This is a genomic window from Patescibacteria group bacterium (assembly GCA_041659765.1).
GTDB lineage: Bacteria > Patescibacteriota > Patescibacteriia > UBA9934 > UBA9934 > JAGORL01.
In genome coordinates, this window is sequence record JBAZXR010000002.1 from 1 (window position 1) to 24050 (window position 24050).

At 52.9% G+C, this 24050-nt stretch carries 26 protein-coding genes, 1 tRNA gene and 1 rRNA gene; 3 read left to right on the top strand and 25 right to left on the bottom strand.

The window, feature by feature from the left end; all coding sequences use genetic code 11:
- The 7 genes from WC813_04860 to WC813_04890 all read right to left on the bottom strand — a co-directional run.
- Positions 1-1089 (bottom strand): 16S ribosomal RNA (locus WC813_04860); the annotation flags it as partial.
- Between the two features lie 253 nt (positions 1090-1342).
- Complete coding sequence (gene trmD / locus WC813_04865; GenBank protein ID MFA5947316.1) at positions 1343-2026, bottom strand: tRNA (guanosine(37)-N1)-methyltransferase TrmD; 684 nt, start codon at positions 2024-2026, stop codon at positions 1343-1345.
- A 75-nt stretch (positions 2027-2101) separates the two neighbouring features.
- A complete protein-coding gene (locus WC813_04870; GenBank protein ID MFA5947317.1) occupies positions 2102-2479 on the bottom strand; it encodes a KH domain-containing protein in 378 nt (125 codons plus the stop codon).
- 42 nt (positions 2480-2521) lie between these two features.
- A complete protein-coding gene (gene rpsP / locus WC813_04875) occupies positions 2522-2839 on the bottom strand; it encodes a 30S ribosomal protein S16 (GenBank protein MFA5947318.1) in 318 nt (105 codons plus the stop codon).
- Positions 2840-2912: 73 nt separating this feature from the next.
- Entirely contained in the window at positions 2913-3356 is a 444-nt protein-coding gene (locus WC813_04880; protein ID MFA5947319.1) for a hypothetical protein, read from the bottom strand.
- 88 nt (positions 3357-3444) lie between these two features.
- The gene (gene pyrF / locus WC813_04885) at positions 3445-4230 is read right to left on the bottom strand and encodes an orotidine-5'-phosphate decarboxylase (GenBank protein ID MFA5947320.1); all 786 of its coding nucleotides are present in this window, start codon (positions 4228-4230) and stop codon (positions 3445-3447) included.
- Positions 4231-4275: 45 nt separating this feature from the next.
- A complete protein-coding gene (locus WC813_04890; GenBank protein MFA5947321.1) occupies positions 4276-5061 on the bottom strand; it encodes a class I SAM-dependent methyltransferase in 786 nt (261 codons plus the stop codon).
- 83 nt (positions 5062-5144) lie between these two features.
- Here WC813_04890 and WC813_04895 point away from each other — a divergent pair, with 83 nt between their 5' ends.
- Positions 5145-5777 carry a hypothetical protein gene (locus WC813_04895; protein ID MFA5947322.1) on the top strand — a complete coding sequence of 211 codons (633 nt, stop codon included), beginning with the start codon at positions 5145-5147 and terminating at the stop codon, positions 5775-5777.
- 54 nt (positions 5778-5831) lie between these two features.
- Here the strand turns inward: WC813_04895 and WC813_04900 are convergent, their stop codons facing one another.
- Together WC813_04900 and WC813_04905 are read right to left on the bottom strand one after the other, a co-directional pair.
- Complete coding sequence (locus WC813_04900; protein ID MFA5947323.1) at positions 5832-8123, bottom strand: AAA family ATPase; 2292 nt, start codon at positions 8121-8123, stop codon at positions 5832-5834.
- A 112-nt stretch (positions 8124-8235) separates the two neighbouring features.
- The gene (locus WC813_04905; protein ID MFA5947324.1) at positions 8236-8697 is read right to left on the bottom strand and encodes a hypothetical protein; all 462 of its coding nucleotides are present in this window, start codon (positions 8695-8697) and stop codon (positions 8236-8238) included.
- A 143-nt stretch (positions 8698-8840) separates the two neighbouring features.
- Between WC813_04905 and WC813_04910 the strand changes: the two genes are divergently transcribed.
- The gene (locus tag WC813_04910) at positions 8841-9890 is read left to right on the top strand and encodes a DHH family phosphoesterase (GenBank protein MFA5947325.1); all 1050 of its coding nucleotides are present in this window, start codon (positions 8841-8843) and stop codon (positions 9888-9890) included.
- Between the two features lie 240 nt (positions 9891-10130).
- Positions 10131-10205, top strand: a tRNA-Gly gene (locus WC813_04915).
- Positions 10206-10436: 231 nt separating this feature from the next.
- On the opposite strand, the gene WC813_04920 is transcribed toward WC813_04915, so the two are convergent.
- The 16 genes from WC813_04920 to rpoB all read right to left on the bottom strand — a co-directional run bounded on the left by WC813_04920 (position 10437) and on the right by rpoB (position 23883).
- Complete coding sequence (locus WC813_04920; GenBank protein ID MFA5947326.1) at positions 10437-10700, bottom strand: hypothetical protein; 264 nt, start codon at positions 10698-10700, stop codon at positions 10437-10439.
- A 36-nt stretch (positions 10701-10736) separates the two neighbouring features.
- Positions 10737-10922, bottom strand: coding sequence for a hypothetical protein (locus WC813_04925; GenBank protein MFA5947327.1), 186 nt, complete (start codon positions 10920-10922; stop codon positions 10737-10739).
- A 380-nt stretch (positions 10923-11302) separates the two neighbouring features.
- A complete protein-coding gene (locus WC813_04930) occupies positions 11303-11485 on the bottom strand; it encodes a hypothetical protein (protein MFA5947328.1) in 183 nt (60 codons plus the stop codon).
- Between the two features lie 194 nt (positions 11486-11679).
- Positions 11680-11979 carry a hypothetical protein gene (locus WC813_04935; protein MFA5947329.1) on the bottom strand — a complete coding sequence of 100 codons (300 nt, stop codon included), beginning with the start codon at positions 11977-11979 and terminating at the stop codon, positions 11680-11682.
- Between the two features lie 78 nt (positions 11980-12057).
- A complete protein-coding gene (locus WC813_04940) occupies positions 12058-12237 on the bottom strand; it encodes a hypothetical protein (protein ID MFA5947330.1) in 180 nt (59 codons plus the stop codon).
- Between the two features lie 122 nt (positions 12238-12359).
- Positions 12360-12812, bottom strand: a complete 453-nt coding sequence (locus WC813_04945) for a hypothetical protein (protein MFA5947331.1) — start codon at positions 12810-12812, stop codon at positions 12360-12362.
- A 126-nt stretch (positions 12813-12938) separates the two neighbouring features.
- Positions 12939-13361 carry a hypothetical protein gene (locus WC813_04950; protein ID MFA5947332.1) on the bottom strand — a complete coding sequence of 141 codons (423 nt, stop codon included), beginning with the start codon at positions 13359-13361 and terminating at the stop codon, positions 12939-12941.
- A 117-nt stretch (positions 13362-13478) separates the two neighbouring features.
- On the bottom strand, positions 13479-13673 hold the full coding sequence (locus WC813_04955; GenBank protein MFA5947333.1) for a hypothetical protein: 195 nt from the start codon (positions 13671-13673) through the stop codon (positions 13479-13481).
- 21 nt (positions 13674-13694) lie between these two features.
- Positions 13695-13928, bottom strand: coding sequence for a hypothetical protein (locus WC813_04960; protein MFA5947334.1), 234 nt, complete (start codon positions 13926-13928; stop codon positions 13695-13697).
- 131 nt (positions 13929-14059) lie between these two features.
- Complete coding sequence (locus WC813_04965) at positions 14060-14545, bottom strand: hypothetical protein (GenBank protein MFA5947335.1); 486 nt, start codon at positions 14543-14545, stop codon at positions 14060-14062.
- A gap of 133 nt (positions 14546-14678) precedes the next feature.
- Positions 14679-14939 carry a hypothetical protein gene (locus WC813_04970; GenBank protein MFA5947336.1) on the bottom strand — a complete coding sequence of 87 codons (261 nt, stop codon included), beginning with the start codon at positions 14937-14939 and terminating at the stop codon, positions 14679-14681.
- Between the two features lie 123 nt (positions 14940-15062).
- Positions 15063-15257, bottom strand: a complete 195-nt coding sequence (locus WC813_04975) for a hypothetical protein (protein ID MFA5947337.1) — start codon at positions 15255-15257, stop codon at positions 15063-15065.
- Positions 15258-15636: 379 nt separating this feature from the next.
- Positions 15637-16107 (bottom strand): crossover junction endodeoxyribonuclease RuvC, encoded by a 471-nt coding sequence (gene ruvC, locus WC813_04980; GenBank protein ID MFA5947338.1) that lies wholly within the window; start codon positions 16105-16107, stop codon positions 15637-15639.
- A 55-nt stretch (positions 16108-16162) separates the two neighbouring features.
- Complete coding sequence (locus WC813_04985; protein ID MFA5947339.1) at positions 16163-16474, bottom strand: hypothetical protein; 312 nt, start codon at positions 16472-16474, stop codon at positions 16163-16165.
- Positions 16475-16620: 146 nt separating this feature from the next.
- A complete protein-coding gene (rpoC, locus tag WC813_04990) occupies positions 16621-20631 on the bottom strand; it encodes a DNA-directed RNA polymerase subunit beta' (protein ID MFA5947340.1) in 4011 nt (1336 codons plus the stop codon).
- A gap of 3 nt (positions 20632-20634) precedes the next feature.
- Positions 20635-23883, bottom strand: coding sequence for a DNA-directed RNA polymerase subunit beta (gene rpoB / locus WC813_04995; protein ID MFA5947341.1), 3249 nt, complete (start codon positions 23881-23883; stop codon positions 20635-20637).
- Positions 23884-24050: the final 167 nt, after the last annotated feature.

The following is a 24050-nucleotide window of genomic DNA, read 5'->3' on the forward strand; positions in this document are numbered from 1 at the left end:
GTTAGTCCACTTAAGGGTACACCTCACGGCACGAGCTGACGACAACCATGCAGCACCTACATAGCACCCTCGAAGGAGTCTCCGTTTCTGGAGATTAGCAGCTACATTTCAAGCCCAGGTGAGGTTTCTCGCGTTGCATCGAATTAAACCGCATGATCCACCACTTGTGCGGGTCCCCGTCTATTCCTTTGAGTTTTAGTCTTGCGACCGTACTTCCCAGGCGGATAACTTAACGCGTTAGCTTGTTTTGTCGACTCTGAGAGGGTCGATACTCCCAAAATCTAGTTATCATCGTTTACGGCGTGGACTACAGGGGTATCTAATCCCTTTCGCTACCCACGCTTTCGTTCATGAGCGTCAGTTGTGTTCCAGCAAATTGCCTTCGCCTTTGGTGTTCTACCCGATATTAACGCATTTTACCGCTACACCGGGCATTCCATTTGCCTCTCCCACACTCGAGCCTTACAGTATCACCTGCAGCCCCCAGGTTGAGCCTGAGGATTTAACAAATGACTTACAAAGCCGCCTACGAACGCTTTACGCCCAATAAATCCGGATAATGCTCGGGGTCTCTGTATTACCGCTGCTGCTGGCACAGAGTTAGCAACCCCTTATTCATCGGGTACCGTCAAAATTCGTCCCCGATAAAAGCCGTTTACGACCCGAAGGCCTTCATTCGGCACGCGGCGTCGCTCCGTCACACTTTCGTGCATTGCGGAATATTCTCGACTGCAGCCACCCGTAGGTGTTTGGACAGTGTCTCAGTTCCAATGAGCCAGGTCACGCTCTCGCGCCTGGTATCCGTCATAGGCTTGGTGGGCCATTACCCCGCCAACTACCTGATGGACCATAGGTCCCTCTCGCACCGATAAATCTTTCATGCCTCACTCATAAGAGTGTGGAATAATATCGCGTATTAGCTATCGTTTCCAATAGTTATTCGCGAGTGCGAGGTAGGTTACCAATGTGTTACGCTCCCGTTTGCCACTAACATCACCTTGTATTGCTACTTAATGATGTCCGTTCGACTTGCATGCCTTAGACACGCCGCCAGCATTCATCCTGAGCCAGGATCAAACTCTCAGTAAGAATTGCCTCTCCCGAAGGAGAGGTATCTGCGGTTGCCTGGGTTTAACCCCAGGACTTTTTAGTGATAGACGTTGTGATCACGCAATTGTTCATTGCTTGTGTTCTTGATTCGTATGGTTGGTTTATTCAGTTGTGAAAGGTCTCCCGCAGATCAACCGTTTGAGGTTTTCCAGCGACGAGCGCAAGTTTAATGGAGTGCAGGAAACCTGTCAAGGACGGGGGGTTCCGTAACTGGGGATGAAAAAAAGCCCGCTTACGCAGACTTCTTTTGCTGTTCAGTTCGCCATTTTTTTATCTTCCCATGGTCCCCTGATAAGAGAACGTCCGGTACGGCCAGCTTCTTGCCGTGCATGAGATATTCAGGCGGTTTGGTGTATTGGGGGTATTCCAGCATAGAATCGTCCCCATGGGACTCCTCTTTCAAAGTGTCTTCGTTGCCGAGGACTCCCGGGATTTGTCGAGCGATAGCATCGATCATCACCAAGGCTGGGAGTTCGCCACCAGTTAGTACATAATCCCCGATCGACAATGACTCGTCAGCGATGTCAGTTTCGACACGATAGTCGACGCCTTCATAGCGGCCACAGAGAAAGATCACCTGGTCGTACTCGGCGAGTCTCTTCGCGTCAGCCTGGGTGAACCGCTTGCCGGAAGCGCTCGTCAAAATGACACGAGTTCTCGGCGCCTTGCCGAAGAGCTTCTTCTTCATCTTGATCGAGGACACAGCTGCATCGAACGGCTGAACTGCCATCACCATTCCAGCTCCCCCGCCATACGGAGTGTCATCAACCTTACTGTGTCTTTCCGTCGAGTATTCCCGCAAGTTGTGCGCCTCGATTTTGATAAGCTCCTTCTTCTGCGCCTTACCCAAAATACTCGCCTCCGCATACGGGGCGACTACTTCTGGAAAAATAGTGATAACGTCAAAGCGTTTCATAGAACGGATGATACTACACGTTCGGGCTGATTTCCGCAAACACAAACGAGACCCTAGAGTCTCGTTTGGTTGTGTCTAGAATGTAAGGCTGTCTACAGACATGTCGTCTGCTGGAGGGACGGAGGAGGCCATGCTTGGAGCACTGACATCCGGAGTACCCAGGCTGAATTCACCGGCTGGGGCTTCCTGACGTGGGCGGCGAGTGCCGTTCTCCGGAGCGTCGATGCGGAAGCTGATGCGCATGTTGGCTTTGGCGCCGAGCGTGGCGAGCAACGTGCGGATAGCTACAGCTGTTTTGCCACCCTTTCCGATGACGTAACCCGTATCTTCCGGGCTGGTGTGCACCGTGATGAGCACGCCTTGCTCGTCCACCTTACGGTCACTCTTCACCTCCTCTGGCTTGTTTACCAAAGCCTTCACAATCGTCTCTACAAACTGCTGGTCAAACTCCATAATCTCTAGTTAATTCAGATTCTTACAGGGATTAGTATAGCACTATGCAGCCTTAGGGGCGGCAGCGGCCATCTTTTTCTTACGGGCTTCAGTGATGGTGATCTTGTTCTTCTTATCACCCTTGACCAAGCCGTGATCAATGAACAAGTTGTTCAAAGTATCAGATGGCTGAGCACCCTTGGCCAGCCAGAAGGAAATACGCTCTTTGTCGAGAACTGCGTCCTTGCGATCAAGGCGCGGGTTCAACGTACCGAGTACCTCGATAGCTGGTGACCATGGATCACGAGTCTTTTCCTGAAGAACGATGCGGTAGTAAGGCTGCTTCTTTTTTCCAGTGCGAGAAAGACGAATGGTCAACATAGCAAAGATAACGTATTAATGCCGGAAGGCTACGCTTCGCCCTGATGTTTGTCAAGGCCTGTAGGGGCAAACGCTAGGCTGTCTTGGCTGATTTTACCGGAACATCCTGCAAAAAACGATCGATTCTAGCTTCCCGCTCCTGGCGATTTGCCTCAATAGCCTCTTGGTTTTCGCGTCTGGCCTCCGCCATCTCCTGTTCGTATAAATCAGCTGCCTCTTTTTCTTGCCTAATCTGTAATTGATTATATTTATCGAGCAAATCGGTCTGCTGCTCTAATGACCCTTCAAATCTCTTGAGATCACGTCTACTAGCCGGAGCCTTTAAATTTAAAATGGTCTGGACGGTATCCGCCAGTTCCTCGTCTTCACTTTTTGCCAAATATGAACCGGTATCCCGCCTAGAGTAATCATGGCCATAAGATGGTCGCTCTGTTGTTTTTACCGGCGGCCTCTCCGCTCCCTTCTTTGGTGCTTCCCAACCCATGCCGGCCAGAGGATCCTTTCCAGTTTCCATCATAAAAATTTCTAACTTCTACTCTCATGATAACATGTCCGGTTAAAAAAAGAGCGCAGCCATTGGCCACGCTCGACGGACACGAGTAACCCTACGGAAAGAACGAGGCGATCTCTTCGGCGATCTTGCGCGCCGCGTCCTTGGGCGAACCAATCTCAGGTGGCGGTTTCGTAATCGCCCGCCCGATCACCAGGTAGGCTGCGCCCGCCTGCATGGCCTCAAACGGCGTCATGGACCGGTTCTTGTTCTGATCCTTCGGCACCGCCGCCCAGACTGGCGTAATGTTCGGACAGATTTTCTCAATCTCGTCCGCGCCCGGAATGTCCTTGAGGAGCTCAAGATCGTGTGGCGCGCAGACCAAGTATTGAACCTTGGCCTCGACCGCCAAACGGGTAAACGCGCGGACCTTATCCGCTACATTCTCGCCGTAGATACTCTGACACTCGTCCTCGTCCATGCTGGTCAATACCGTGACCGCAATGACGGAGGACGTACCCCGATTCTTCACCGCTTCCCTCAGACCCCTGGTCCCGGCCGAGGCATGAACCGTGAACAGATCCACTCCGAGCCGAGCAATGGCTCCTGAGGCACCAGCGATCGTGGGCGGAATGTCCTTCAACTTCACGTCGAGCATGATTTGGCCGTGTAGCAACCGAAACAGCTTACGAGCACGATCGAGGTTGTCAAAAGCCTCGGTCAGACTCATGGGCGTCAACAACTCCACGAGGATGGTGAAGATGAGCTGAAGCCCGATCTTGAACTTCCCCACCTTCCCAGTCAGCATTTCAACCAGCACCATGGCCTGCGCCACACTATCCACATCCAAGGCCACAATGATCCGCCGACTCGCAGCCTGGATCTGTTCTTCGCTCCTCATGAAACCTCCTCATGGAAAAAGGCCTGCAGACAGTAACAAAATAGTTTAAATCTTGCGAGCGCGGATGGCCATAAACATTGGAATCTCTTTTCTGGCGCGGTTCTCGGCCTTGGCGCGGGGACCGAAGTCGCTCTCTTTGTTGCTGATCCATTCTTCGATGTTATCAATAACGAATCCGGCCTTCGCAAGCTCCGTCATGTAAGCCTGTAGTGGGCGATGGTATGAGAAAGTAACAGCGCTTTGTGATCCGCGTCCTGGGTTAGCCGAAATCGGAATCTCATTTTCAGTCATGTAACTATCAACCCGGCGATATTCCAAAAGACGCTCCATGTCCCAGCCCCAACCCGTTTGTTTTGGGATGCGATACATGGGGTGGTTAAGCACAATCACAAACGGCGAACCAGATTTCAAAACCTTGCCGGCATCGCCAATCGTAGCGGCTAGGTCGTTAATGTTCTGCAGGGCGAGGATGCAAACTGCGCCGTCAAAACTCTTTGGTTCAAAATAACGAGCAAAGTCTTTAGCGTTGGCTACCCGGAACTGGGCGCCCAAAATATTCTTGCGCTCCGCGTCCTTAATGAGCGTCGAGGAAATGTCGAAACCGATCACCTTCGCCCCTACCTTTGCAATCATGTTAGCGAATGTTCCTTCGCCGCAGGCAATGTCCAAATAATTCTTATCCTTTCTAGGCGAGAGCAAACGCAAAGCACCAGGGAAAACTACTTCCGTCTGGAAAGAGCCTTCTTCTTGAATCTTCTTGCCGTACTGCTTAGCAACAGGTTCCCAAGAAGTTTTTTCTGATTTGTGGTCGTGGTAGCGGACAGGTTTCATAAGAGCTCATTATGCACACAATTATTGACTAAAGTCAATTTTTCAGCTAATATTACTACCGCATCTTTCCCCTGGAGGCCCTGATGCAGCCCGTTCATACCCACCAAGAAGCCCGCCCGGGCATTCCACTGATCCCTGGCAAACGGTTCTTCTCCCCAGAGACTGGCACGATCCTGTGCCCTGACAACGTGTCCAAGTATCTCCGACAGGAGAACGTCTTCACGCCCGACGAAATTCGGGAACTCGGCACGGCGCCGCCCGCCAAACTCATGGTCAAGGCGACCAGGAAGACCCTCATCGTTCCCCTGCCGGGTACGTCTATTAAGGAAATGGCCGCTAAATTCATGCCCGACTGGCCGCCCAGCTTCAAGATGCACGCCGACCACCTCAGCCAAGCCTGGGTCCACGAACGCGCGCCGGCCCGGTGGGTCCGTCTGGAGCTGGCACATCGCCTGCACTGGCACCTGGTTCCGCTTGAAAGCGACGAACAGGTCCCCACCGCCCGCGAGCAAGTGGGCCTCATGCTCATCTGCCATGAAGATCCGGATCTGCCGAACTTCATGGAAGCGGCTGTACGGCACGCAACGAGCACGAAAGCCGAGGACAGGTTCGCCATCAGCGTGCGCCTGTACCAGAAGGAGTTCCGCTTCCTCAATGTCTCTGATCACCGGTTGAGCGACCTGTCCGCTGTGATCATCCGGTCATCAGTCGTCTGAACTTCTCGTCACTCACTCGTACCGCCCTGCGTCATCATGACGCGGGGTGTTTGTTTATCGGCGAGCGCCATCTGTGACAACATCTTCTATCTTCACGGATAGCAACTTACTTACGCCGTCACCTCCCATAGAGACTCCGTACAACGTGTCGCCCTTCTCCATAGTCGCGCGATTATGGGTAACAACAATAAACTGAGTTCTTTCTCGAAGTTCATTCAAAATATTTGCGAATCTGACCGTGTTCGCTTCGTCGAGAGCCGCATCAACTTCGTCAAGAACGACAAAGGGCGAAGGGTTCGTAGCCATAATGGCGCAGAGCAGTGCGATCGACGTCAGCGCGCGTTCGCCACCAGACAATAAGTTGAGCGCCTTGAGCCGCTTTCCCGGCGGCGTCGCCTGGATGTCGATGCCAATGACCGCTTCGCGGCGAGCTTTGACGCGCGACGTAACCAGATCGGCCGTGAGTTCGTCAGGTTCGACCGCGAGTGGATCGACGCGTGGGTCGACCCCAACATCGCCGGGTTCATTTTCGATCTCGACCTTCATCAATGAACATGACCCTCCCCCGAATAAAATCTTAAAATACTTCTGAAACTCATGGTTGATTTCCTTCAAGGCTCTTTCGCTCTGGCCGTGGATCTCTTTGTCGAGCTCATCGACGATCTTCTCAGTCGAGGCGATAGCAGCACGGAGATCAATAAGCTGAGTCGACAAGAACGTAAAGCGTTCGCTAACCTCGGCGTGCTCCTTGACCACTGACTCTTCAATGCCGCCGATCATTTCTACCTGGCGGCGTAATCTCAACATCTTTTCATACAACATGGGCAAATCGATGGCCGGTGCGGGGTTGATAACCCCGCCTTTTTGAAAATCAACGTCCATGCCCATTCCCTCTTTCGCCTCTTGTTTCAAGGCGTCTTGGCGAGTTTCTACGCGGGCCATTTCAATTTGGGAAGAATTGCGAGCCTGTTCGAAGGCCATCAGCTCGGTTTGCAAAACTCGAAGTGTGCGCTGAAACGCAAAGATTTCGCTCTTGGCGGCGCTAGCCTCTTTGGCCTTCGCGTCCATAGCTTGCTCGGTCTTCTTCACCTCGGCCTCAGCGATCGAAATGCCCTCGAGGGACTTCGTAACTGCTGCAAGCGCAACGGGATCAGCCTTAAAGTCCTCGGGATTCGGCTTCACAAGGCGATCGCGGAGTTTCTTTGAGCGCGACAGCGATTCTTCTACTTCTTTTTCTAACAGGCGAATTTCTTCAACCGTCTTCACGGCCTTCAGTTTATCGAGGAGTGTCGAGTGGCTATCGGCGATGAACTTCACCTCGCTTACGATGTCTTGCAGAGGCAACGGCGACCATGAAGACTGCGCCCGAACTTTTGCGAGCTCAATCTCGCGCTCAGCCATCACCTGCGCCTTACGTGCCTCGGTCAAATTTGCCTGCGCCTTCTTATAAGCAGACTGTAATTCCCCCATCCCGCTTCCGGTGCCATCCACCTTCCCCACTTCCTCGATCTCGAGTGTTGCGAGTTTCTTATCGCCAGCAGCCAGTTCAGTCCGTTTTGCATTAACTTTCGCATCCATGCCTTCAAGCTTCCCGGCAATCGCTTTCTTTTCAACCTCAAGCTCAGCCCATTTGCCCTGGAAATATTCGAGCGACACAGTTTTCAGCTCGGCCGTTACCTTTTCTCGCTCTTCGAGCTTCTTCACCTGACGCTTAAGCATGTTCAAACGTGGTTCGAGCTCGTCAATCACCATCTGCACCTCCGCCAAGTTAACCGCGGACTTCTCGAGCTTCAAAAGTGACTGGTGGCGGCGCATCTGCAAGCCGCGCACGCCGGTAGCATCATCAAAAAATGTCTTGCGTTCTTCGGGCGAGCTCACGAGGACATGATCAATCATGCCCTGACCGATAACGGCGTATGACCGCTGCCCGACTCCGGCTTCAGCCAACAGCAATTGAATATCCTGCAGACGCGCCGACTGGCCGTTCAACATGTAATCAGATTCGCCGTCACGGTACAGGCGACGAGTGATCGCAACTTCCGCAAAATCAGTCTTCATCGCCTTATCCTCGTTCTCAAAGAGCATCGTGACCTCGGCGAATCCAGATCGGCTTCTTCCCTCGGAACCAGAAAAAATAATATCCTCCGTCTTTTTGCCGCGCAGCTGTTTCATCGATTGTTCCCCGAGACACCAACGGATAGCGTCAGCGATGTTCGACTTGCCCGAACCATTAGGGCCGACAATAACTGTCAAAGGGTTCGAGTTTTTCTTTTTCTCGGGGAATTCGACTACAGTTTTTTGGGCGAAAGTCTTAAATCCCTGGATTTCTAGGCGCTTGAGGTACATAGTTGGGAATATTGTAGCTGAAAAAGCTGAAAAAGTTAAAAAAGCTGTAAAGGTCTGAAGCAATACAAAAAGCCCGCCACCATGAAGGAGCGGGCTTTGAACGGATGATGTGTCACGGGATGGCGGCGACTTGGTAAACGATGGCGAGGTTGCCAGTCTTGCCATCGAGGGGCTCCTGGCCGAGCAGGATAGCCTGGGCCACTGGCATGCCATGGAGAGCATGATCGAGATCGATCTTCCGCACCTTCGAACTCTTGATCGGGGGGTGCATGACCGAGTATTCACCGGTCACGGCCAGATAGATGCAAGTGAATGGCTTCACTTCATCCAGTTTCGTATACCCCTTCATCTCCAGATGCTTGCCCTGGAGCTCGAGTCCGAGGTTGATGCCCTGCACGATAAGCCAGGGGCTCGGAAGGCCGTCACTCCCCAAGAAGGTGTGTTTCTCCTTCGTATCCTGACGCTCCAAGCTCCAATTGTGGACGAGACCCCCGTGCACAAAACGGCACAGCACCTTCACGCCGACTCCAATGTCCTGGAGAAAATACGCAGGCTTGATTTCACTCGTGAGCATGATGCAACCCCCAGTGCGCGCTTAAGACCAAAATGGCCAAGAAGCGACGGGTGATAGTAGTCGAAAAACGAAAATCCGTCAAAGAAAGCCCATGTTGCCCGCCTTGCCCGTTTTGCCCTTCCCTGCTAAGCTCTCCCCTTCCTATGAACAGCGTTCTGCAGGAAAAAGTGGAGGGACTAATCCGTGAGGCCGGACATGTTTTGTTGCTGACTGATGAACGGATCGATGGAGATACGACCGGTTCAACACTTGGCCTTTATCATGTACTGAAAGACCTGGGAAAACAGGTGACGGTGTTTTCACCAAAGCCCATGCCGCCACAACTGGAGTTCATTCCGGGTGTTGAGGTTATTCGGCGCGATGAAGCGATGTTTGCTGACGGGTCTATCGACCTCGCCATTATCTGCGACTGTTCAGATGGCGTTTATATCCAAAAGTTTTTGCCCGGCATGAAGCGCCGAGTACCCTTGGTAGTCTTTGATCATCACGCTACGAATCCCATGTACGGCACGGTGAACATTGTCGAGCCTAAAGCCGCCTCCAGTGCTGATGTGGTTTGGCGTTTTATCAAGGCTGCAAAATATCCCGTCTCCCCCAACGCCGCGCAGTGCATTTTGACGGGCATTTGTACTGATACAGGACTTTTCTCAACTTCGAACACCACACTACAGGCGATCACCGCAAGTTCAGAGCTCATTAGGCTTGGCGCAAATCTCACAACGATCGTCCGTCACGTGTTTATCAATAAGTCTGCAGGCGCCCTCAAACTTTGGGGGGTAGCCCTTGAACGCCTATTTTTCGATGACACCTTAAAGATGCTAACAACGGTCATTACAAAACAAGACCTTGAATCTACAAAGACGACGATCGAGGACATTGCTGGTGTCTCAAATTTTCTAAATGCAATGCTTGAAAATGCTTACGATGCCGTAACGGTGTTGTACGAAACGGACGACGGCGCCGTAAAAGGAAGCATGCGCAGCCGTAGCAGGGACGTTGCAAAGCAAGCAGCCGATCTCTTTGGCGGCGGTGGCCACAAACTCGCTGCGGGGTTCAAAGTGATGAACTCGACGTTGCAGAAACAGGGAGAGAAATGGGCAATTGTGAAGAAATTCGACTCCCCCGTAGCCCCCACTTTGAAAGAGGGTGAATCCCCCAAGGCATTGACGGAAATTAAAAATGTGATACACTAGTTTCAACCAGGCGTTCGTTTCGCAAGAAACGAAAACCCATGGCTGACAAGAAAAAGTCCCTTTAGGGGGATTTTTTCTTTTTGCTATACTCGGTCGGCCGGATCTCGTGGGCGCGTAGTAATAATGGTTAAAATGCCTGGCCTGTCAGCCATGGCGATACGGGTTCGAATCCCGTCGCGTCCAGGATCCGGTAAGAGAGTTTGCAAAAAAGTCTGTTTCTGTTACCATGATTTCGCATTTGCGGGTGTCGTATAGCGGTTATTATCTGAGTTTTCCAAACTCATGATGAGGGTTCGACTCCCTCCACCCGCTCCAAAGCAAAACCTCCTAAAATTTGCCCTGGCTGTGTCGGCGGCACTCGGCTCGGACTCACCGTACCATTAAGTACGTTTCGTCCTGCGCCGTGCCGGCCTCCTTGCCAGAACAAATTTTAGAAAGTTTTGCTCGGTGCATGAAAACCGTCCCTTGGGACGGTTTTTGTGTTTTAAAAACAAAAACCCCGCATACCTTACGGAACGCGGGGTTCCGGGGATGCGGGGCTACGAGCTACGAGGCGTCTGCCTCACGAAGATCAATGTCGATGAACGTGAAGCCGTCGCCGAGTGTGAGCGCGATGGCGAAGGTCGAGTCTTCGGCTCGGGACACGCTCGCGGAGACCTGATGGCCGGACCACGAACCGTCCAGCTGACAGGTAGATCCGTGCACGGACACGTTTTTCGCGACGAACGGTTCGTCAAAACGATACCGCTCCGGGAACTCCCTAGAAAGGGCGATCTCCAATGCCCTGTGGGCATGCTCGGCTTTTGACATGAGTCCTCCAACGGGGAAAGAGTGCGGTCAAACTGATTAGGCTTCCCCTGCCTCCGCAATGCTGAGAAACATTTCCTCCAAGAACCTCCTCTTTCGAGAAAAGAGCCTGAAGGGCGGGAACGGCACGGGCGACATGTCAGAGATGAAACCCTGGTAGACCGTCGGCTTGTTGCCCGAGGTCCAAGAAGATGCCTCAGAGACAATGAGCAGAACGGTGTACATGTTACCCCCAAACGCGGCAAAACAGAATGTCTTGCCGATTACTGGCCTCGATCAATGATCAAGAATGGTAATCGACTCCTGTACCCGCGCATGATGCACGAGTACAGGAACGAGACGATTTTACGGCTGTCCGAAGACGGCCATGAAGAGGACGAACCCGAGCAGAGCGCAACCTACGCGCTTGATGCCGGAATCGTCAAACGCGGACACAAGTGTGGCTGCGGTGACTACGGTCTTCATGAGAACCTCCAAGTCGGGCAAGGGATCTGCCCATCATTGATCACCACGTTCGTGATGAGCACTGATGAGCCCGCGTCGTTCGCGAACGACGTGGAGCACCGCGCCGATCGTCATGAGGACGAAAGGCACGGGCGTGAGAGCTAGTTGATGTCGTCGTGGAGGCACGAGATGCCAATGGCGATCGAGCCGCTGGTCTTCTTGATCGGGTGATCGGGAGGGGCGTCGGCGTCGAGGTCGAATTCACCCCGCGGGAACCGCGCTACGTACGGCGTCTCCCCAATCCGGTGCTTATTCACCGTAATGATGATTCCAGGAATGGACATCCCGGCCTCATCCAGGGCAACAATCGAAAGATAAAGCCCAGACACTTCGATATTCACCTTCATGGGACCTCCAAAGCAATAGGTTTGTGCCCATCATTGATCACGATCCTGAACACTTGTCGAAGGGTCATGTTCATTGATGAGCAGGCCGGGAGATGGTGTCTCTCCCGACCACGAAGGAACTGGTCTGATCGCTACTCGCAGGTGCAGACCTTGAAATCCGGATGCCGGGTGCAATACCCGGGCCGATCCCGCTCCATCTGCGTGCGGTCCTGTTCGCACAACGTAGGCGGGCGCGCGGGTCCGGTTTGTACCGTGACCACCTGGCTATTTTCCACCGACTGGGGCACTGCAGCCACCTGCTGCTTGTGCCACCACGAGTAGAGCCAAATGAACGCAATCCCCGTAGCGATTACCGCACTGATGCCGAGGATATTCTTCAGACGTTGCACAGAGACCTCCAAAGCGTGTGATGTAAGTGAATCGCCCATCATTGATCACCACATTACGGCGTGATGGTCAGTGATGAGCGCCGCGCCAGTCGTCAGAAGGACAAAAGGCGCGGGCACGTTTCAAGCGGCGATACTGAGGAACTCGTCGAACGGCCCGGAGAGCTGATCGATCTCCACAACGAGGACTTCCTCGAAGCAGACCTCGGACTCCTCGGACTCGGGCAGGACTTCGTCCACCAAGTGGAACTCGGTGGTGCAGTTGATCGAGATCAAGAGGCCGTGCAAGTGCATGGACAACATTGGAAGCTCCTAGGGATGGGTGGGATACCCTCGATCTTCACCAACTAATGGAGGTCAGTTGATGAAGATTGAGGATCCGGCCGGACATACTTCTTTGGGAAGCAGTCCGACCGTACGGGTCATTATTCGGCGAGGTAGAACCGGTTGGCCACTCCCTGGCGCGTGAGCCAAGCCTGGACGTCGGCCCAGTGACCGGGCTTGGCGGCCCAGTTGGTTCCGAGCCGCTTAGCAAGCTCGGGCTCGGTTTCACCCTTGGTCGGCCAGGTGAGGCCGAGCGCCGCGACGCATTTCTTCCAACCGCTCGCGAGCTGCTCTTCTTGGTCTTCGATCGAAGGGTCCGCGAAGAAAATGTGATCTTCCGGAACGAGCCCCAGCCACCATTTATCGGTGCCGACGATCTTCGAGCGGGTGGTGGTGATGAACACCTCCAATCCCTTCTCAAGAGCAAGCTCGAGTAGACCGGTTGATCCGGTGGCCTTGTAGGCCCCAGGAATGCCGTCATCCGTGAACTCACGCTTCTGGATGTCCGAAGTCGTAAGAACAATACGCATGGTTGTCACCATTTCTTCGGGCACGCTGGCCCTGGTTTTTTACGGAGCTTTGGGTGTGTACCCTCGATCTTCACCATCAGTGGAGGCCAATGATGAAGATTGAGAGTCCGGTCGAACATACTTCTCGTAGAAGCAGTCCGACCGTACGATTCACCTGCTCAACTGATGCTTGATGGCGACACCCTGGCTCGGAAGCCAGTGCTGGACGTCGACCCACGTACCCGGCTTGCTGCTCCAATCGGAACCAAGCCTTTCAGCGAGTTCCGGCTTGAGTTCGCCGAGCGTCGGCCACGTGAGGCCGAGTGCCGCGATGCACTTCTTCCAGCCGCTCGCGAGATGCTCCGCGAGGTCTTCACCCTGGGGGTTGGCGAGGAAGATGTGATCATCCGGGACGAGCTTCCTCCACCAATCGTCAATCTCGACGAGCTTGGTGCGGGTCGTGGTGATGAACACCTCGTACCCTTCTGCAATGGCGCGCTCGAGCCGTCCGGTGGACTGGTAGTTGCCCAGCCCATCGAGGGTTGCGGAATGGGCGCGCATGATGTCAGAAGTCGTGAGAACAATGCGACGCATGAGTAACCTCACAAGACACAGGGTTTTTCTGGAAGTCTTCAGTATTCGTACCCTCGATCCTCACCACCAAGCATGGCGGTGATGAAGATTGAGAGTCGGACCGTGAAGTTTTTAGCTTCACGATCCAGACGAGAGGAGCAACTTAGCGATGCAGTAGAAGTCCTTATGGGCGCCGACGATCATCCTTTGGTACTTCTCGGCTTCCTTCAGGTCGCCGATCTGTACTGCGAGCTCATAGAGCTCAGTTGCTTCTCGCAAACGTTTTTCGATCCCCGGGAGACACTCCCGGAGACCTTTGAGGGCTTCGGACATGTGACTCCCAGAGAAAGAGGTTTACTTGGTAGCGTACCGATGTTCGTTCAGCCACACGTGTGCCAGTCCATCATCCTCGAAGAAGCAGTAGATCATGCCCTCAAGCTCGAACTCCTTGCCGACGACGATGCTATCGAACTTTGGGCACTTCTTCTTGTAGAGCCTACCGAGGTCGGCATAGCCTTCCTCGATCGTCTCAAATCCTGTTACGACCCCGTCTTTCGGGTTCTTGGCGTCGAAACATGCAATGAACATCTCGCCTCCAAACTTAGTCACTAGTTACGCCCATCATTGAGCACGACCCTGAGCTTATCGAAGGGTCATGAGCACTGATGAGCTGGCCGGGAGATGATGTCTCTCCCGGTCGCATGATGACGCTGATGATCCTACTTGGCGGTGCAGCCGTAGCGCTGACCGAGACCGTCTGAAACGTAGCTGAGATCGCCGGCCTTCCGGTCAACCTTGTACACGCCACCGGATCCCGCCGCCGAGACGATGTGCCCGTTGTGCTGGTTGCTGGCGCACCAATCGGAACTGTCTGCGAGCCAGCACTGCACCGTCAGCACGTCGCCAGGATTGGTGGCAACTTCGACGGAGACAACACCGTCCTTGATCTCGGACGTGTGTACCACCTCGCCGGAAGTCTGGTTCCTGACCTCAAACTGGTTGAGCGACGACACGGACTCGGAGTCCAAGGCGAACGTCCAGGTCGAGACGGCTCGGGTACCGCCGTCATTCGGACGGACCGGAACCTGCACAACAGCGGCTTCAGGAACCTCGGCGGTGACCTCCGTCCACTTCACGTAACCAATGAAGGCCACGGCGAGGACAAAGGTTCCGCCGAGAATTGCGGTCAACTGATTCTTGGTCAAAGGACACCTCACTGAGTTTTCGGGAAGTCATCAATGTTCGGACTCTCGATCTTCACCAACCAATGGAGGTAGGCTGATGAAGATTGAGAGCGCCCGCAGCCACAAGGAGAAACCTTGAAGCTGCGGGAGATGCCTAGCGGGTGCCGCGCCAGTTGGCGGTGGAGGAACCCGTGCGGCCGGTCGTGTTCGACTTGCCGAGGAGTTCTTCACGCGCCTGTTGCGCGAGGTCCTTGGAGCTCAGGCTCTGGACGACGCGGGCGGGCGCAGGCACGGGCGAACGGTTCAAAGAGCTGGTGCTCTGGATCGGGGACGTCATCGGGGAGATGACTTCCACGGTCTTCCCGCCCGTAGGCAGGGTGCGGATCAGGCGGCGGCGCGGAGCAACGGTGATCATGCGGACCTCTTACTGGACGTTTTGTTTAGGACGCCCATCATTGACCACCATCTCTCGATGATAGGCACTGATGAGCCCCCAGCCGGATTGGGGGAAGAACGACGAACGTTCCGGCAGATAGAGCTAGTGGCGGTCAGGCTTCACGGTGATCGTGTAGGTCACGCGCCGCGGACGACCGTCGTACAACGTGACGTTGCACTGGTCGTACTCACGCTGTTCTTCCGCCGTGCGAACACGGACCGGATCAGGCGCCGGACGAACCGGGTAACCGATCACCTGCGCGATCAGTCCAAGAAAGTCTTCGATGATATCGAGCATGGAACCTCCAAACAGTGAATGGGAACGTTTACAAGGTAAGGGGCGATTCACGGCACGTCGTTCTCGAACGACGTGCCACGCGGTTCTAGCGACCAAAATGGTTGCCTACCGAATGTTGAATTGCCAGTCCGCGGACCGCCCCTCCAGAAAGTCTCTGATCTTCAGAGAACTTCCGGAGAGGCTGTCATGGGGTATAAACGAAAGTCCCGCGATATGGACTACCCTTTCCTGCATTGCTGCGGTGGAGGTAATTCGTATCGCGGGACCTTTGTTGCTCCTCCATTGCAACGTATCAGCATAACATAAAATACGACTTTTGTCAAGGGAAAAAGGCTAAAATACCGCTAGTATTAGCGTAAAGTTCTAAAGTATCAAAGTATTAAAGTTTGTGATTTTGAGCTGCCCAGGCTATGGCTAAAGCGTCGGCGGCGTCGTCTGGTCTCGGGATCTTCGATAATCCAAAGACGGCTTTGACCATATCCTGCATTTGGCGCTTATCGGCCTTTCCGTAACCGGTTAGGGCCATTTTGACCTCAACTGGCTTAATTTCTCTGACCCCTACTTTATACTTGGCGGCCAACATGAGTAAGATTCCGCGAACTTCAGCCACTTTTAGGCCTGTAGTGACGTTTTTCGCAAAAAAGAGCTCTTCTATAGCTATGAGATCGGGCTTGTGAGCTTTGACGAGGCTTTCCGCGTCATTATGGATTTCGAGCAGTCTTTCCTGGTGCTTCTCCCCCGCCTTTGTAGTAATCACGCCAAAAGCCACCGCCGAAGCCTTCCCGCGGGCCACGTCGATCACCCCAAACCCGAGACGCCCATATCCAGGATCAAAGCCAAGTATTCGCATACCCGTAGTTTACTCGAAAACAAAAAAAGAGGCCTCTTGCGAAGCCTCGATCTTTTTACATTGCGGGTTTGTACTGCAATCTATGATCAGCGCTGAATCGGTCGAGCCTCTCTTCCGTCCAGCTCTTTGAAGCAATCTGCGTAGTAATTTTCCGATCCATTCTATCTACTCGAGCGTCGAGACTGTCGAATCGACTCTCTAGAGAATCAATGCGTCCATGAATCAAATCAAACTGGGGCATTATCTGATGCTCCATAACGCTACTGATCTCTTCTTGGACGATCTCACGGACGATCGGAGGAACTTTTTCCTCAATCACCTTCCCGACTACCAATGCAATCTGATCCAATTCATTCTGATCGAACATATTTCAGTCACTAAGAATAAAGGCGGGGAGTTTTATCCTATTCAATCTCGATCTGGGGGTTAGTCACATATTATCACAAATGAAAAACGAGACCAGGGGTCTCGTTTTTCAATGGGTCGACGCATGGGTCGACCCCAACATCGTATTTATTCGGTTTTTTCGGCTGGTGCCTCGGATGGCGTCGTACCCATCGCCGGGCCTTCAACGGCCATTTCCGCGGCAATCACCGGGGAAATCGTGACCGTCTCCGCTGGCTCAGGAAGTTCAAGGACAACTTCGTTACCAGGGAAGCCTGTTCCCGTAGGGATCAAGCGGCCGATGATGACGTTTTCCTTCAAACCTGCCAACTCGTCAACCTTACCGGTAACTGCGGCGTTAATGAGCACGCGAGCCGTTTCCTGGAAGGATGCGGAAGACAACCATGATTCAGTTGAGAGCGAAACCTTAGTTACACCGAGCAAGAGGAGTTCAAACTCAGAGATCTTGCCACCGGTCTGTTCCATGCGATCCTGTTCGTCGAGGAGCATTGCCTTTTCGACAACTTCACCCGGCAAGAGTTCCGTATCACCCGGGTCGCCGATGCGCACGCGGGAGAACATCTGGCGAATAATGACCTCAATGTGCTTGTTGTTCAGCTTTTGACCCTGTGAAGAGTAAATGAACTGCATTTCCTTTGAGAGATACTTCTCCACGGCGTTCTGGCCCTTGGCCTTAAAGAGCGCCTGCAAGTCCAAATGTCCATCAGTCAATGCATCGCCGCCCAAGACCTGATCGCCATCCTTCACGTACAGCGTGTAGCCGTGCGGAATGATGTATTCGCGAATCTTGTTAGCATCATGGACAATAGTTACCGTGGACTTTCCTACCTTAGCCACACCGCTGACATCTGTCAGAATCTTTTCGCCGGAAGACTTCTCAGCAATAGCATCGCCAGCCTGTACTTTCTCGCCGTCCTTAACGAGCATCGAGCCTCCTCGACCAATCACGAATGGCTTTTCTTCGACCGCCTCGTAACGGACACGAACGATCTTCTGACCAGGCATGGTATCGACAATTTCCTTACCGGTTCCTACCTGCACGACCGTACGAGATGCTTTTTCGATTTCAACAGTTCCAGCAACTTCCGTCATGATGGCCTTACGCTTTGGCAAGCGAGCTTCGAAGAGTTCTTCAACACGCGGCAAACCTTGCGTAATATCTTTTCCAGCCACACCTCCAGTATGGAAGGTACGCATGGTGAGCTGAGTTCCAGGTTCACCAATGGACTGCGCGGCCATAATACCGACAGCTGTACCCATCTTGACCAGCTTGTTGTGGGCCAAGTCATAGCCGTAACAGCTCTGACAAACACCACGGCGGATCTTACAGGTCATAACCGAGCGAACGTGAACTTCTTCAAGATCTTCTTTTGCTTCCTTAAGTTCACGGATGTGATCTTCCGTAATGAGTTCACCGGCCTTGAGCAAAGTCTTGCGGGTGCCAGGAACCTTCACATCAGAAAGCACGACGCGTCCAAGAATACGAATCAAGAGTGGCTCTCCGATCTCGTCTGATTCCGTCTTGGTCATGACTACGCCCTTATCATCGCCACAATCAACCTGGCGAACAACAACATCTTGAGCGACGTCGACCAAACGGCGGGTAAGGTAACCAGCGTTTGCAGTCTTAAGTGCCGTGTCGGTCAAACCTTTACGCACACCGTGAGAAGAGATGAAGAATTCAAGCACCGAAACTCCATCTTTAAATGAAGATTTCACTGGCAACTCGATAATGTCTCCAGAAGGTGAGGTCTTCAAACCGATCATACCGATGGTCTGAGTCAACTGGCCCCAAGCACCACGAGCACCAGATTCAATCATGGTGTAGGCGGAGCTAGTCTTCGGCAAGGCGGTCTTTGAAAGCTCAGCCACGCGATCCTTAATTTCCGTCCATACCTTAATGATCTGCGTGTGGCGCTCGCTCTGGGTCAAGAGTCCCTGAGCAAAGTAGTTTTCAATTTCCAAGATGCGTGCGTCACCCTCAGCGATCAGTTCTGGCTTTCCTGGAACATCCGGCAAACCATCCATGCTATAGGAGTAACCCGACTTAGTAGCATACTCAAAACCAAGTTCCTTCAAATCATCGAGCAATCCGGCGGTGAATTCCTGACCGTAGTATTCCAAACAGTCGCGCACAATGTTTGCGAGTTCCTTTTTACCGAGGGTCTTATTCTGATAGCCAATCTTTGGCGGGAATTTCTGGTTCCAAACAATACGTCCGGCCGTAGTAATCACACGCTCCCCATTCATGCGGACGCGAATCCACTGTTGGTACTTAATCAGACCCATCTTGAGCGCGTACAAGGCTTCTGTTTCATCTGAGAAGGATTTCAAGTTCTTCTCATCTGGTTCCGTATCCATGTTCGTCAAGTAGAAAGACGCCCACGCGATATCTTTTCCAGGCGTAGCCACTGGTCCACCAAATGATGGCTTCAAGAGGTTACGGATGGACAACATGATGTGCTCAGCTTCGTAACGAGCTTCGGCGGTCAATGGCACGTGCACAGCCATTTGGTCACCGTCGAAGTCAGCGTTATACGCTTCACACACGAGTGGGTGAATCTTAATCGCCTTGCCTTCAACCAACTTCGGGCGGAAAGCCTGAATACCAAGGCGGTGAAGCGTTGGCGCACGGTTAAGGAGCACAAAACTATCCTTGGTTACTTCTTCAAGGATATCCCAAACCTCTGGGCGATCGCCTTCAATGAAGCGATTGGCAGAGCGAATGTTGTGAACGTATTCGCGAGCAATCAACTTGCTAATAACGAATGGGCGGAACAGTTCCAGCGCCATTTTCTTTGGAATACCACATTCGTCCAAGTGCAAGTGAGGACCGACAACGATAACCGAACGACCAGAATAGTCGATACGCTTACCAAGCAGGTTCTGGCGGAAACGACCCTGCTTGCCCTTCAAAATGTCAGCGAGTGACTTCAACTGACGCTTCTTACCGGTAGCGGCAATAACCGTCTTTGACTGGCGAGCGGAGTTGTCGATGAGTGCGTCAACAGCCTCCTGAAGCATGCGCTTTTCATTACGCGTAATAACTTCTGGAGCGTTCAGCGTGAACAAACGGCGCAAGCGATTGTTGCGGTTAATGACGCGGCGGTACAAGTCGTTCAAGTCAGAAGTAGCAAAACGGCCACCATCAAGCGGAACCATGGGGCGCAAATCCGGTGGGATGATAGGAATGACCTTGCTGATCATCCAAGACGGCTGAATGTTGTTCTTTTCGAGCGCGCGGAACAGCTTCAAACGACGCATGATGCGGTCGTATTTAGCTTTCGAGCTCGTGCTGGCCAATTCTTCCTTTAGCTTTACGATGGTTTCCGGCACGTTGATCCGGTCGAGCAGTCTGACTACAGCGTCAGCTCCAATAGCCGCATCAAACACGTGGCCATAACGCATGGACCAGTCGTGATACGTGGTTTCCGAGATCACCTTGAGTGGCGCGATCTCTTTAAGGTCTTTGTCGACCTGAATAAAGTCGATTTCAAGTTCCTCGAGCTTTGCATCAGCTAGTTCGTCGATCCGTCTCATTTCAGCCTTCAGTTCAGCCTTGTTTGTGCCAAACTTCTCGGCTGCGCGGTCTTCATCGCGCTTCTTTTCGCCCTCAATCATCTTCTTCTTGGCCTTATATTCTTCCTTTACTTGTTCAAGCGTCAGCAAACGAGCTTCCTCGTTCACGTCAGTGACCATGAACGCGCCGAAGTAAACGACTTTTTCGATGGCTTGCACGCCAAGGTCAAGAATCGTTCCAATTTTCGATGGCACACCGCGCAAGAACCAGATGTGCGTCACGGGAGCTGCGAGCTCGATATGCCCCATGCGCTCACGGCGCACGGAAGACTGCGTGACTTCTACGCCACACTTGTCACAAACAATGCCCTTATAGCGGATCTTTTTGTACTTACCACAGTAACATTCCCAGTCCTTAGAAGGTCCAAAAATTTCTTCCGCAAAAAGTCCCTGCTTCTCAGGCTTCTGGGTGCGATAGTTAATAGTTTCCGGTTTGGAAACTTCGCCGTAGCTCCAGGAACGGATGACTTCCGGTGAAGCCACCTTGAGGCGGATGGAATCAAAGTCCGTAGACTTCAGCGTTTCGAATTTCATTGCCATATATTAGTTCCGTTTAGGAGCTCCGCCGTCGCCGAGTTCCACTTTCTTATTGTTACGCAAGAGTTCCACGTCCAAGCTGAGTCCCTTCAACTCTCTGATAAGCACGTTGAAAGATTCAGGGATGTTAACCTTAGTGATTGGCTCGCCCTTAATAATTGACTCGTAAGCCTTGGCACGTCCTGGGACGTCATCGGACTTAATGGTCAAGATTTCCTGGAGCGTGTGGGCAGCACCGTAAGCCTCAAGCGCCCAAACTTCCATTTCTCCAAAGCGCTGTCCACCAAACTGCGCCTTACCGCCCAACGGCTGTTGAGTGATGAGCGAGTACGGACCAATAGAACGCTGGTGCATCTTGTCTTCCACCATGTGGTTCAGCTTCAACATGTACATGATGCCCACCGTGACAGCGTTGTCGAAGGCCTCACCGGTACGGCCATCGTTCAACCTCAACTGGCCAGATTCTGGATAGCCAGCAGCTTTCAGTTCGGCTTTGATGGATTCTGCAGGCGCGCCAGCAAACACCGGAGCAGCTACCTTGTAGCCAAGCTTCTCGGCTGCGAGACCCAAGTGAACCTCGAGAATTTGTCCCAAGTTCATACGGGAAACCACACCAAGTGGGGTCAAAACCACATCAACTGGGCGACCCTCAGCGGTGAATGGCATGTCCTCAACAGGAACGACGATTGACACGACACCCTTGTTACCGTGGCGACCTGCAACTTTATCTCCAGCCTGAAGCTTACGAAGATCAGCGATAGTCACCTGGATCGACTTGATCACGCCTGGTGGTAAGTTGTCTCCCCCTTCTCGAGAGAACACCTTCACGTCAACCACCTTGCCCTTGCGACCATGCTCGAGGTAAAGCGAAGAGTCACGCACATCGCGGGCCTTGTCACCGAAAATGGCGCGGAGCAATTTCTCCTCAGCGGACAGTTCAGTCTCGCCCTTCGGGGTGATCTTACCAACTAGGATGTCACCGGACTTCACTTCAGCACCAATACGAATGACACCTTCGATATCAAGGTTCTTAAGCTTCTCCTCAGAAACGTTCGGGATGTCGCTCGTCACGACCTCGGGACCGAGCTTCGTGTCGCGGACGTCGAGGGTCAAGTGCTCCAAGTGGATAGTGGTAAAACGATCGGCCTGTACAACACGCTCAGAAACAATGACCGCGTCTTCGTAGTTGTAACCGTCCCAGCTCATGAAGGCCACGAGCATGTTCTGACCAAGGGCCATTTCACCGTTTTCCACGGACGGACCGTCAGCCAGCACATCGCCCTTCTTCACCTTGATACCCGGAAGAATGGTTGGGCGCTGAGTGATAGCGGTGGAGTTGTTCGAACGCAAATACTTGGTGAGCTTATAGGTAACAATACCCTTCGTCTTATATTCAGCGGTAATCTTTACGCCGTCAGCCTGGGTGATTACACCATCTTCCTCAGCAATAAGTACGTGGCCAGAGTCTACAGCGGCGCGCTTCTCAATACCGGTTCCAATGATTGGAGCCTGTGGGCGAATAGTTGGCACAGCCTGGCGTTGCATGTTCGTTCCCATGAGGGCGCGGGTAGCGTCATCATGCTCAAGGAACGGAATCAACGAGGTACCAATGGACACGATCTGCGTCGGCGCAACGTCCATGTAGTTCACCTCAATAGCGGGAACCAAGCGAGGTTCGCCAAACTTACGAGCTTCAACGTAGGTCTCAGTGATGAAACCGTTGTCATCCATCTTGATCGTAGCTGGACAGGTGATAGCTTTCTCTTCCGTAAAGGCGTTCAAGTAAATAACTTCGCCCGTGACCTTGGCTTTCCCCTTCTCAAGAACAACCTTGCGATATGGCGTTTCAATAAATCCGTACTTGTTCACGCGAGCATACGACGCCAAGTGACCCACAAGTCCAATGTTCGGACCTTCTGGGGTAGCAATTGGACAGATACGGCCGTAGTGCGTGGTGTGCACGTCACGAACTTCAAATCCAGCGCGCTCGCGGGACAAACCTCCAGGACCCATGGCGGACAAACGGCGCTTGTGTTCAAGTTCAGCGAGCGGGTTCGTCTGGTCCATGAACTGAGACAACTGGGAGCTCATGAAGAACTCGCGCACTGCGCCAATCACTGGGCGAGCGTTAATAAGCTTTCCCGGGGTGAGCGTATCGATGTCCTGCGTGGACATGCGGTCCTTCACAATGCGCTCCATACGAGCGAGACCAATGCGGAAGCGGGATTGCAACAGTTCGCCAACAGAACGAATGCGGCGGTTGCCAAGGTGGTCAACGTCATCCGGTTCGCCCTGGGAGATGTTCAAGCGGACAATTTCCTTGATGATGAGCACGAGGTCCTCGCGAGTCATGATACGGCGAGATTCGTCCATCACGTCAGCATGCGGATCAGCTACTCCAAAGCGGGAGTTAAACTTGTAGCGGCCTACTGCGCCAAGATCGTAGCGATCGAAATTGAAGAACATGGCATGAATAAGGGAACGAGCGTTATCGGCCGTGGCCAAATCGCCTGGGCGAATGCGCTTGTACACCTCACGCAAACCTTCTTCCTCGCTGGTGGCTGCGTCCTTCTCCAAGGTGGCCTCAATGTACTTAATGGTTGGGTGAATGTCTACGTCAGTAAACAACTTGGAAATTTCTTCATTTGTACCAAAACCGAAAGCACGGAAGAGCGAGGTGACTGCCACCTTGCGCTTACGGTCAATCTTTACCCAAATAACATTCTTGGCGTCAGTCTCAAATTCGAGCCAAGCACCGCGGTTTGGAATAATCTTTGCGCCGTAGTAGCGACGGCCACGCATGACCTCGGCCGTAAAGAACGCTCCAGGAGAGCGAACAAGCTGCGAGACAACGACACGCTCAACGCCGTTCACGATAAACGTACCGCGCGGGGTCATCACGGGAAGATCGCCCAAATAAATTTCCTGTTCCTTAGTCTCCCCCGTGCGGAGGTTCTTCAAATGCGCCTTCACGCGAAGCGGAGCCTCATACGTGACATTCTTGGCGCGGGAAGTATCTTCATCAAACTTTGGCTCATCCGAATAATACTCGCCAAGGGAGAGCTCAAGGTCGCGGCCGATAAAATCCTTGACCGGAGAAACTTCCGTGAAAAGTTCACGGATGCCCTCCTTCATAAACCAATCGTAGGACGCTTTCTGAACCTCAATTAAATCCGGAAGGTCAGTAGCCACGTTCACAGGGCTAAAAGCCTTGCGACTACCAAACATTCTCGGGGTTGATACAGTCTTAGCCATAAAACGCAAAAGGCACCCGGGTTTAGGGGGTGACTCAATTATCCTTAGTTCTCGTGCTGAATGGACACCGCGGCAGAGGTTTTAGCCCCTGAGACAGTGACCGGGATGCTGTTTTGCATGCCAGACGAGTTACGAATTTTCGCTACGCTTTGCTATGTTTTAAACCA

Bases quoted from the DNA above. Each gene is read 5' to 3' on its own strand.
- trmD (MFA5947316.1), bottom strand. From the start codon at position 2,026: ATGAAACGCTTTGACGTTATCACTATTTTTCCAGAAGTAGTCGCCCCG.
- WC813_04870 (MFA5947317.1), bottom strand. From the start codon at position 2,479: ATGGAGTTTGACCAGCAGTTTGTAGAGACGATTGTGAAGGCTTTGGTA.
- rpsP (MFA5947318.1), bottom strand. From the start codon at position 2,839: ATGTTGACCATTCGTCTTTCTCGCACTGGAAAAAAGAAGCAGCCTTAC.
- WC813_04880 (MFA5947319.1), bottom strand. From the start codon at position 3,356: ATGATGGAAACTGGAAAGGATCCTCTGGCCGGCATGGGTTGGGAAGCA.
- pyrF (MFA5947320.1), bottom strand. From the start codon at position 4,230: ATGAGGAGCGAAGAACAGATCCAGGCTGCGAGTCGGCGGATCATTGTG.
- WC813_04890 (MFA5947321.1), bottom strand. From the start codon at position 5,061: ATGAAACCTGTCCGCTACCACGACCACAAATCAGAAAAAACTTCTTGG.
- WC813_04895 (MFA5947322.1), top strand. From the start codon at position 5,145: ATGCAGCCCGTTCATACCCACCAAGAAGCCCGCCCGGGCATTCCACTG.
- WC813_04900 (MFA5947323.1), bottom strand. From the start codon at position 8,123: ATGTACCTCAAGCGCCTAGAAATCCAGGGATTTAAGACTTTCGCCCAA.
- WC813_04905 (MFA5947324.1), bottom strand. From the start codon at position 8,697: ATGCTCACGAGTGAAATCAAGCCTGCGTATTTTCTCCAGGACATTGGA.
- WC813_04910 (MFA5947325.1), top strand. From the start codon at position 8,841: ATGAACAGCGTTCTGCAGGAAAAAGTGGAGGGACTAATCCGTGAGGCC.
- WC813_04920 (MFA5947326.1), bottom strand. From the start codon at position 10,700: ATGTCAAAAGCCGAGCATGCCCACAGGGCATTGGAGATCGCCCTTTCT.
- WC813_04925 (MFA5947327.1), bottom strand. From the start codon at position 10,922: ATGTACACCGTTCTGCTCATTGTCTCTGAGGCATCTTCTTGGACCTCG.
- WC813_04930 (MFA5947328.1), bottom strand. From the start codon at position 11,485: ATGTCCATTCCTGGAATCATCATTACGGTGAATAAGCACCGGATTGGG.
- WC813_04935 (MFA5947329.1), bottom strand. From the start codon at position 11,979: ATGATGGGCGATTCACTTACATCACACGCTTTGGAGGTCTCTGTGCAA.
- WC813_04940 (MFA5947330.1), bottom strand. From the start codon at position 12,237: ATGTTGTCCATGCACTTGCACGGCCTCTTGATCTCGATCAACTGCACC.
- WC813_04950 (MFA5947332.1), bottom strand. From the start codon at position 13,361: ATGCGTCGCATTGTTCTCACGACTTCTGACATCATGCGCGCCCATTCC.
- WC813_04955 (MFA5947333.1), bottom strand. From the start codon at position 13,673: ATGTCCGAAGCCCTCAAAGGTCTCCGGGAGTGTCTCCCGGGGATCGAA.
- WC813_04960 (MFA5947334.1), bottom strand. From the start codon at position 13,928: ATGTTCATTGCATGTTTCGACGCCAAGAACCCGAAAGACGGGGTCGTA.
- WC813_04970 (MFA5947336.1), bottom strand. From the start codon at position 14,939: ATGATCACCGTTGCTCCGCGCCGCCGCCTGATCCGCACCCTGCCTACG.
- WC813_04975 (MFA5947337.1), bottom strand. From the start codon at position 15,257: ATGCTCGATATCATCGAAGACTTTCTTGGACTGATCGCGCAGGTGATC.
- ruvC (MFA5947338.1), bottom strand. From the start codon at position 16,107: ATGCGAATACTTGGCTTTGATCCTGGATATGGGCGTCTCGGGTTTGGG.
- WC813_04985 (MFA5947339.1), bottom strand. From the start codon at position 16,474: ATGTTCGATCAGAATGAATTGGATCAGATTGCATTGGTAGTCGGGAAG.
- rpoC (MFA5947340.1), bottom strand. From the start codon at position 20,631: ATGGCAATGAAATTCGAAACGCTGAAGTCTACGGACTTTGATTCCATC.
- rpoB (MFA5947341.1), bottom strand. From the start codon at position 23,883: ATGGCTAAGACTGTATCAACCCCGAGAATGTTTGGTAGTCGCAAGGCT.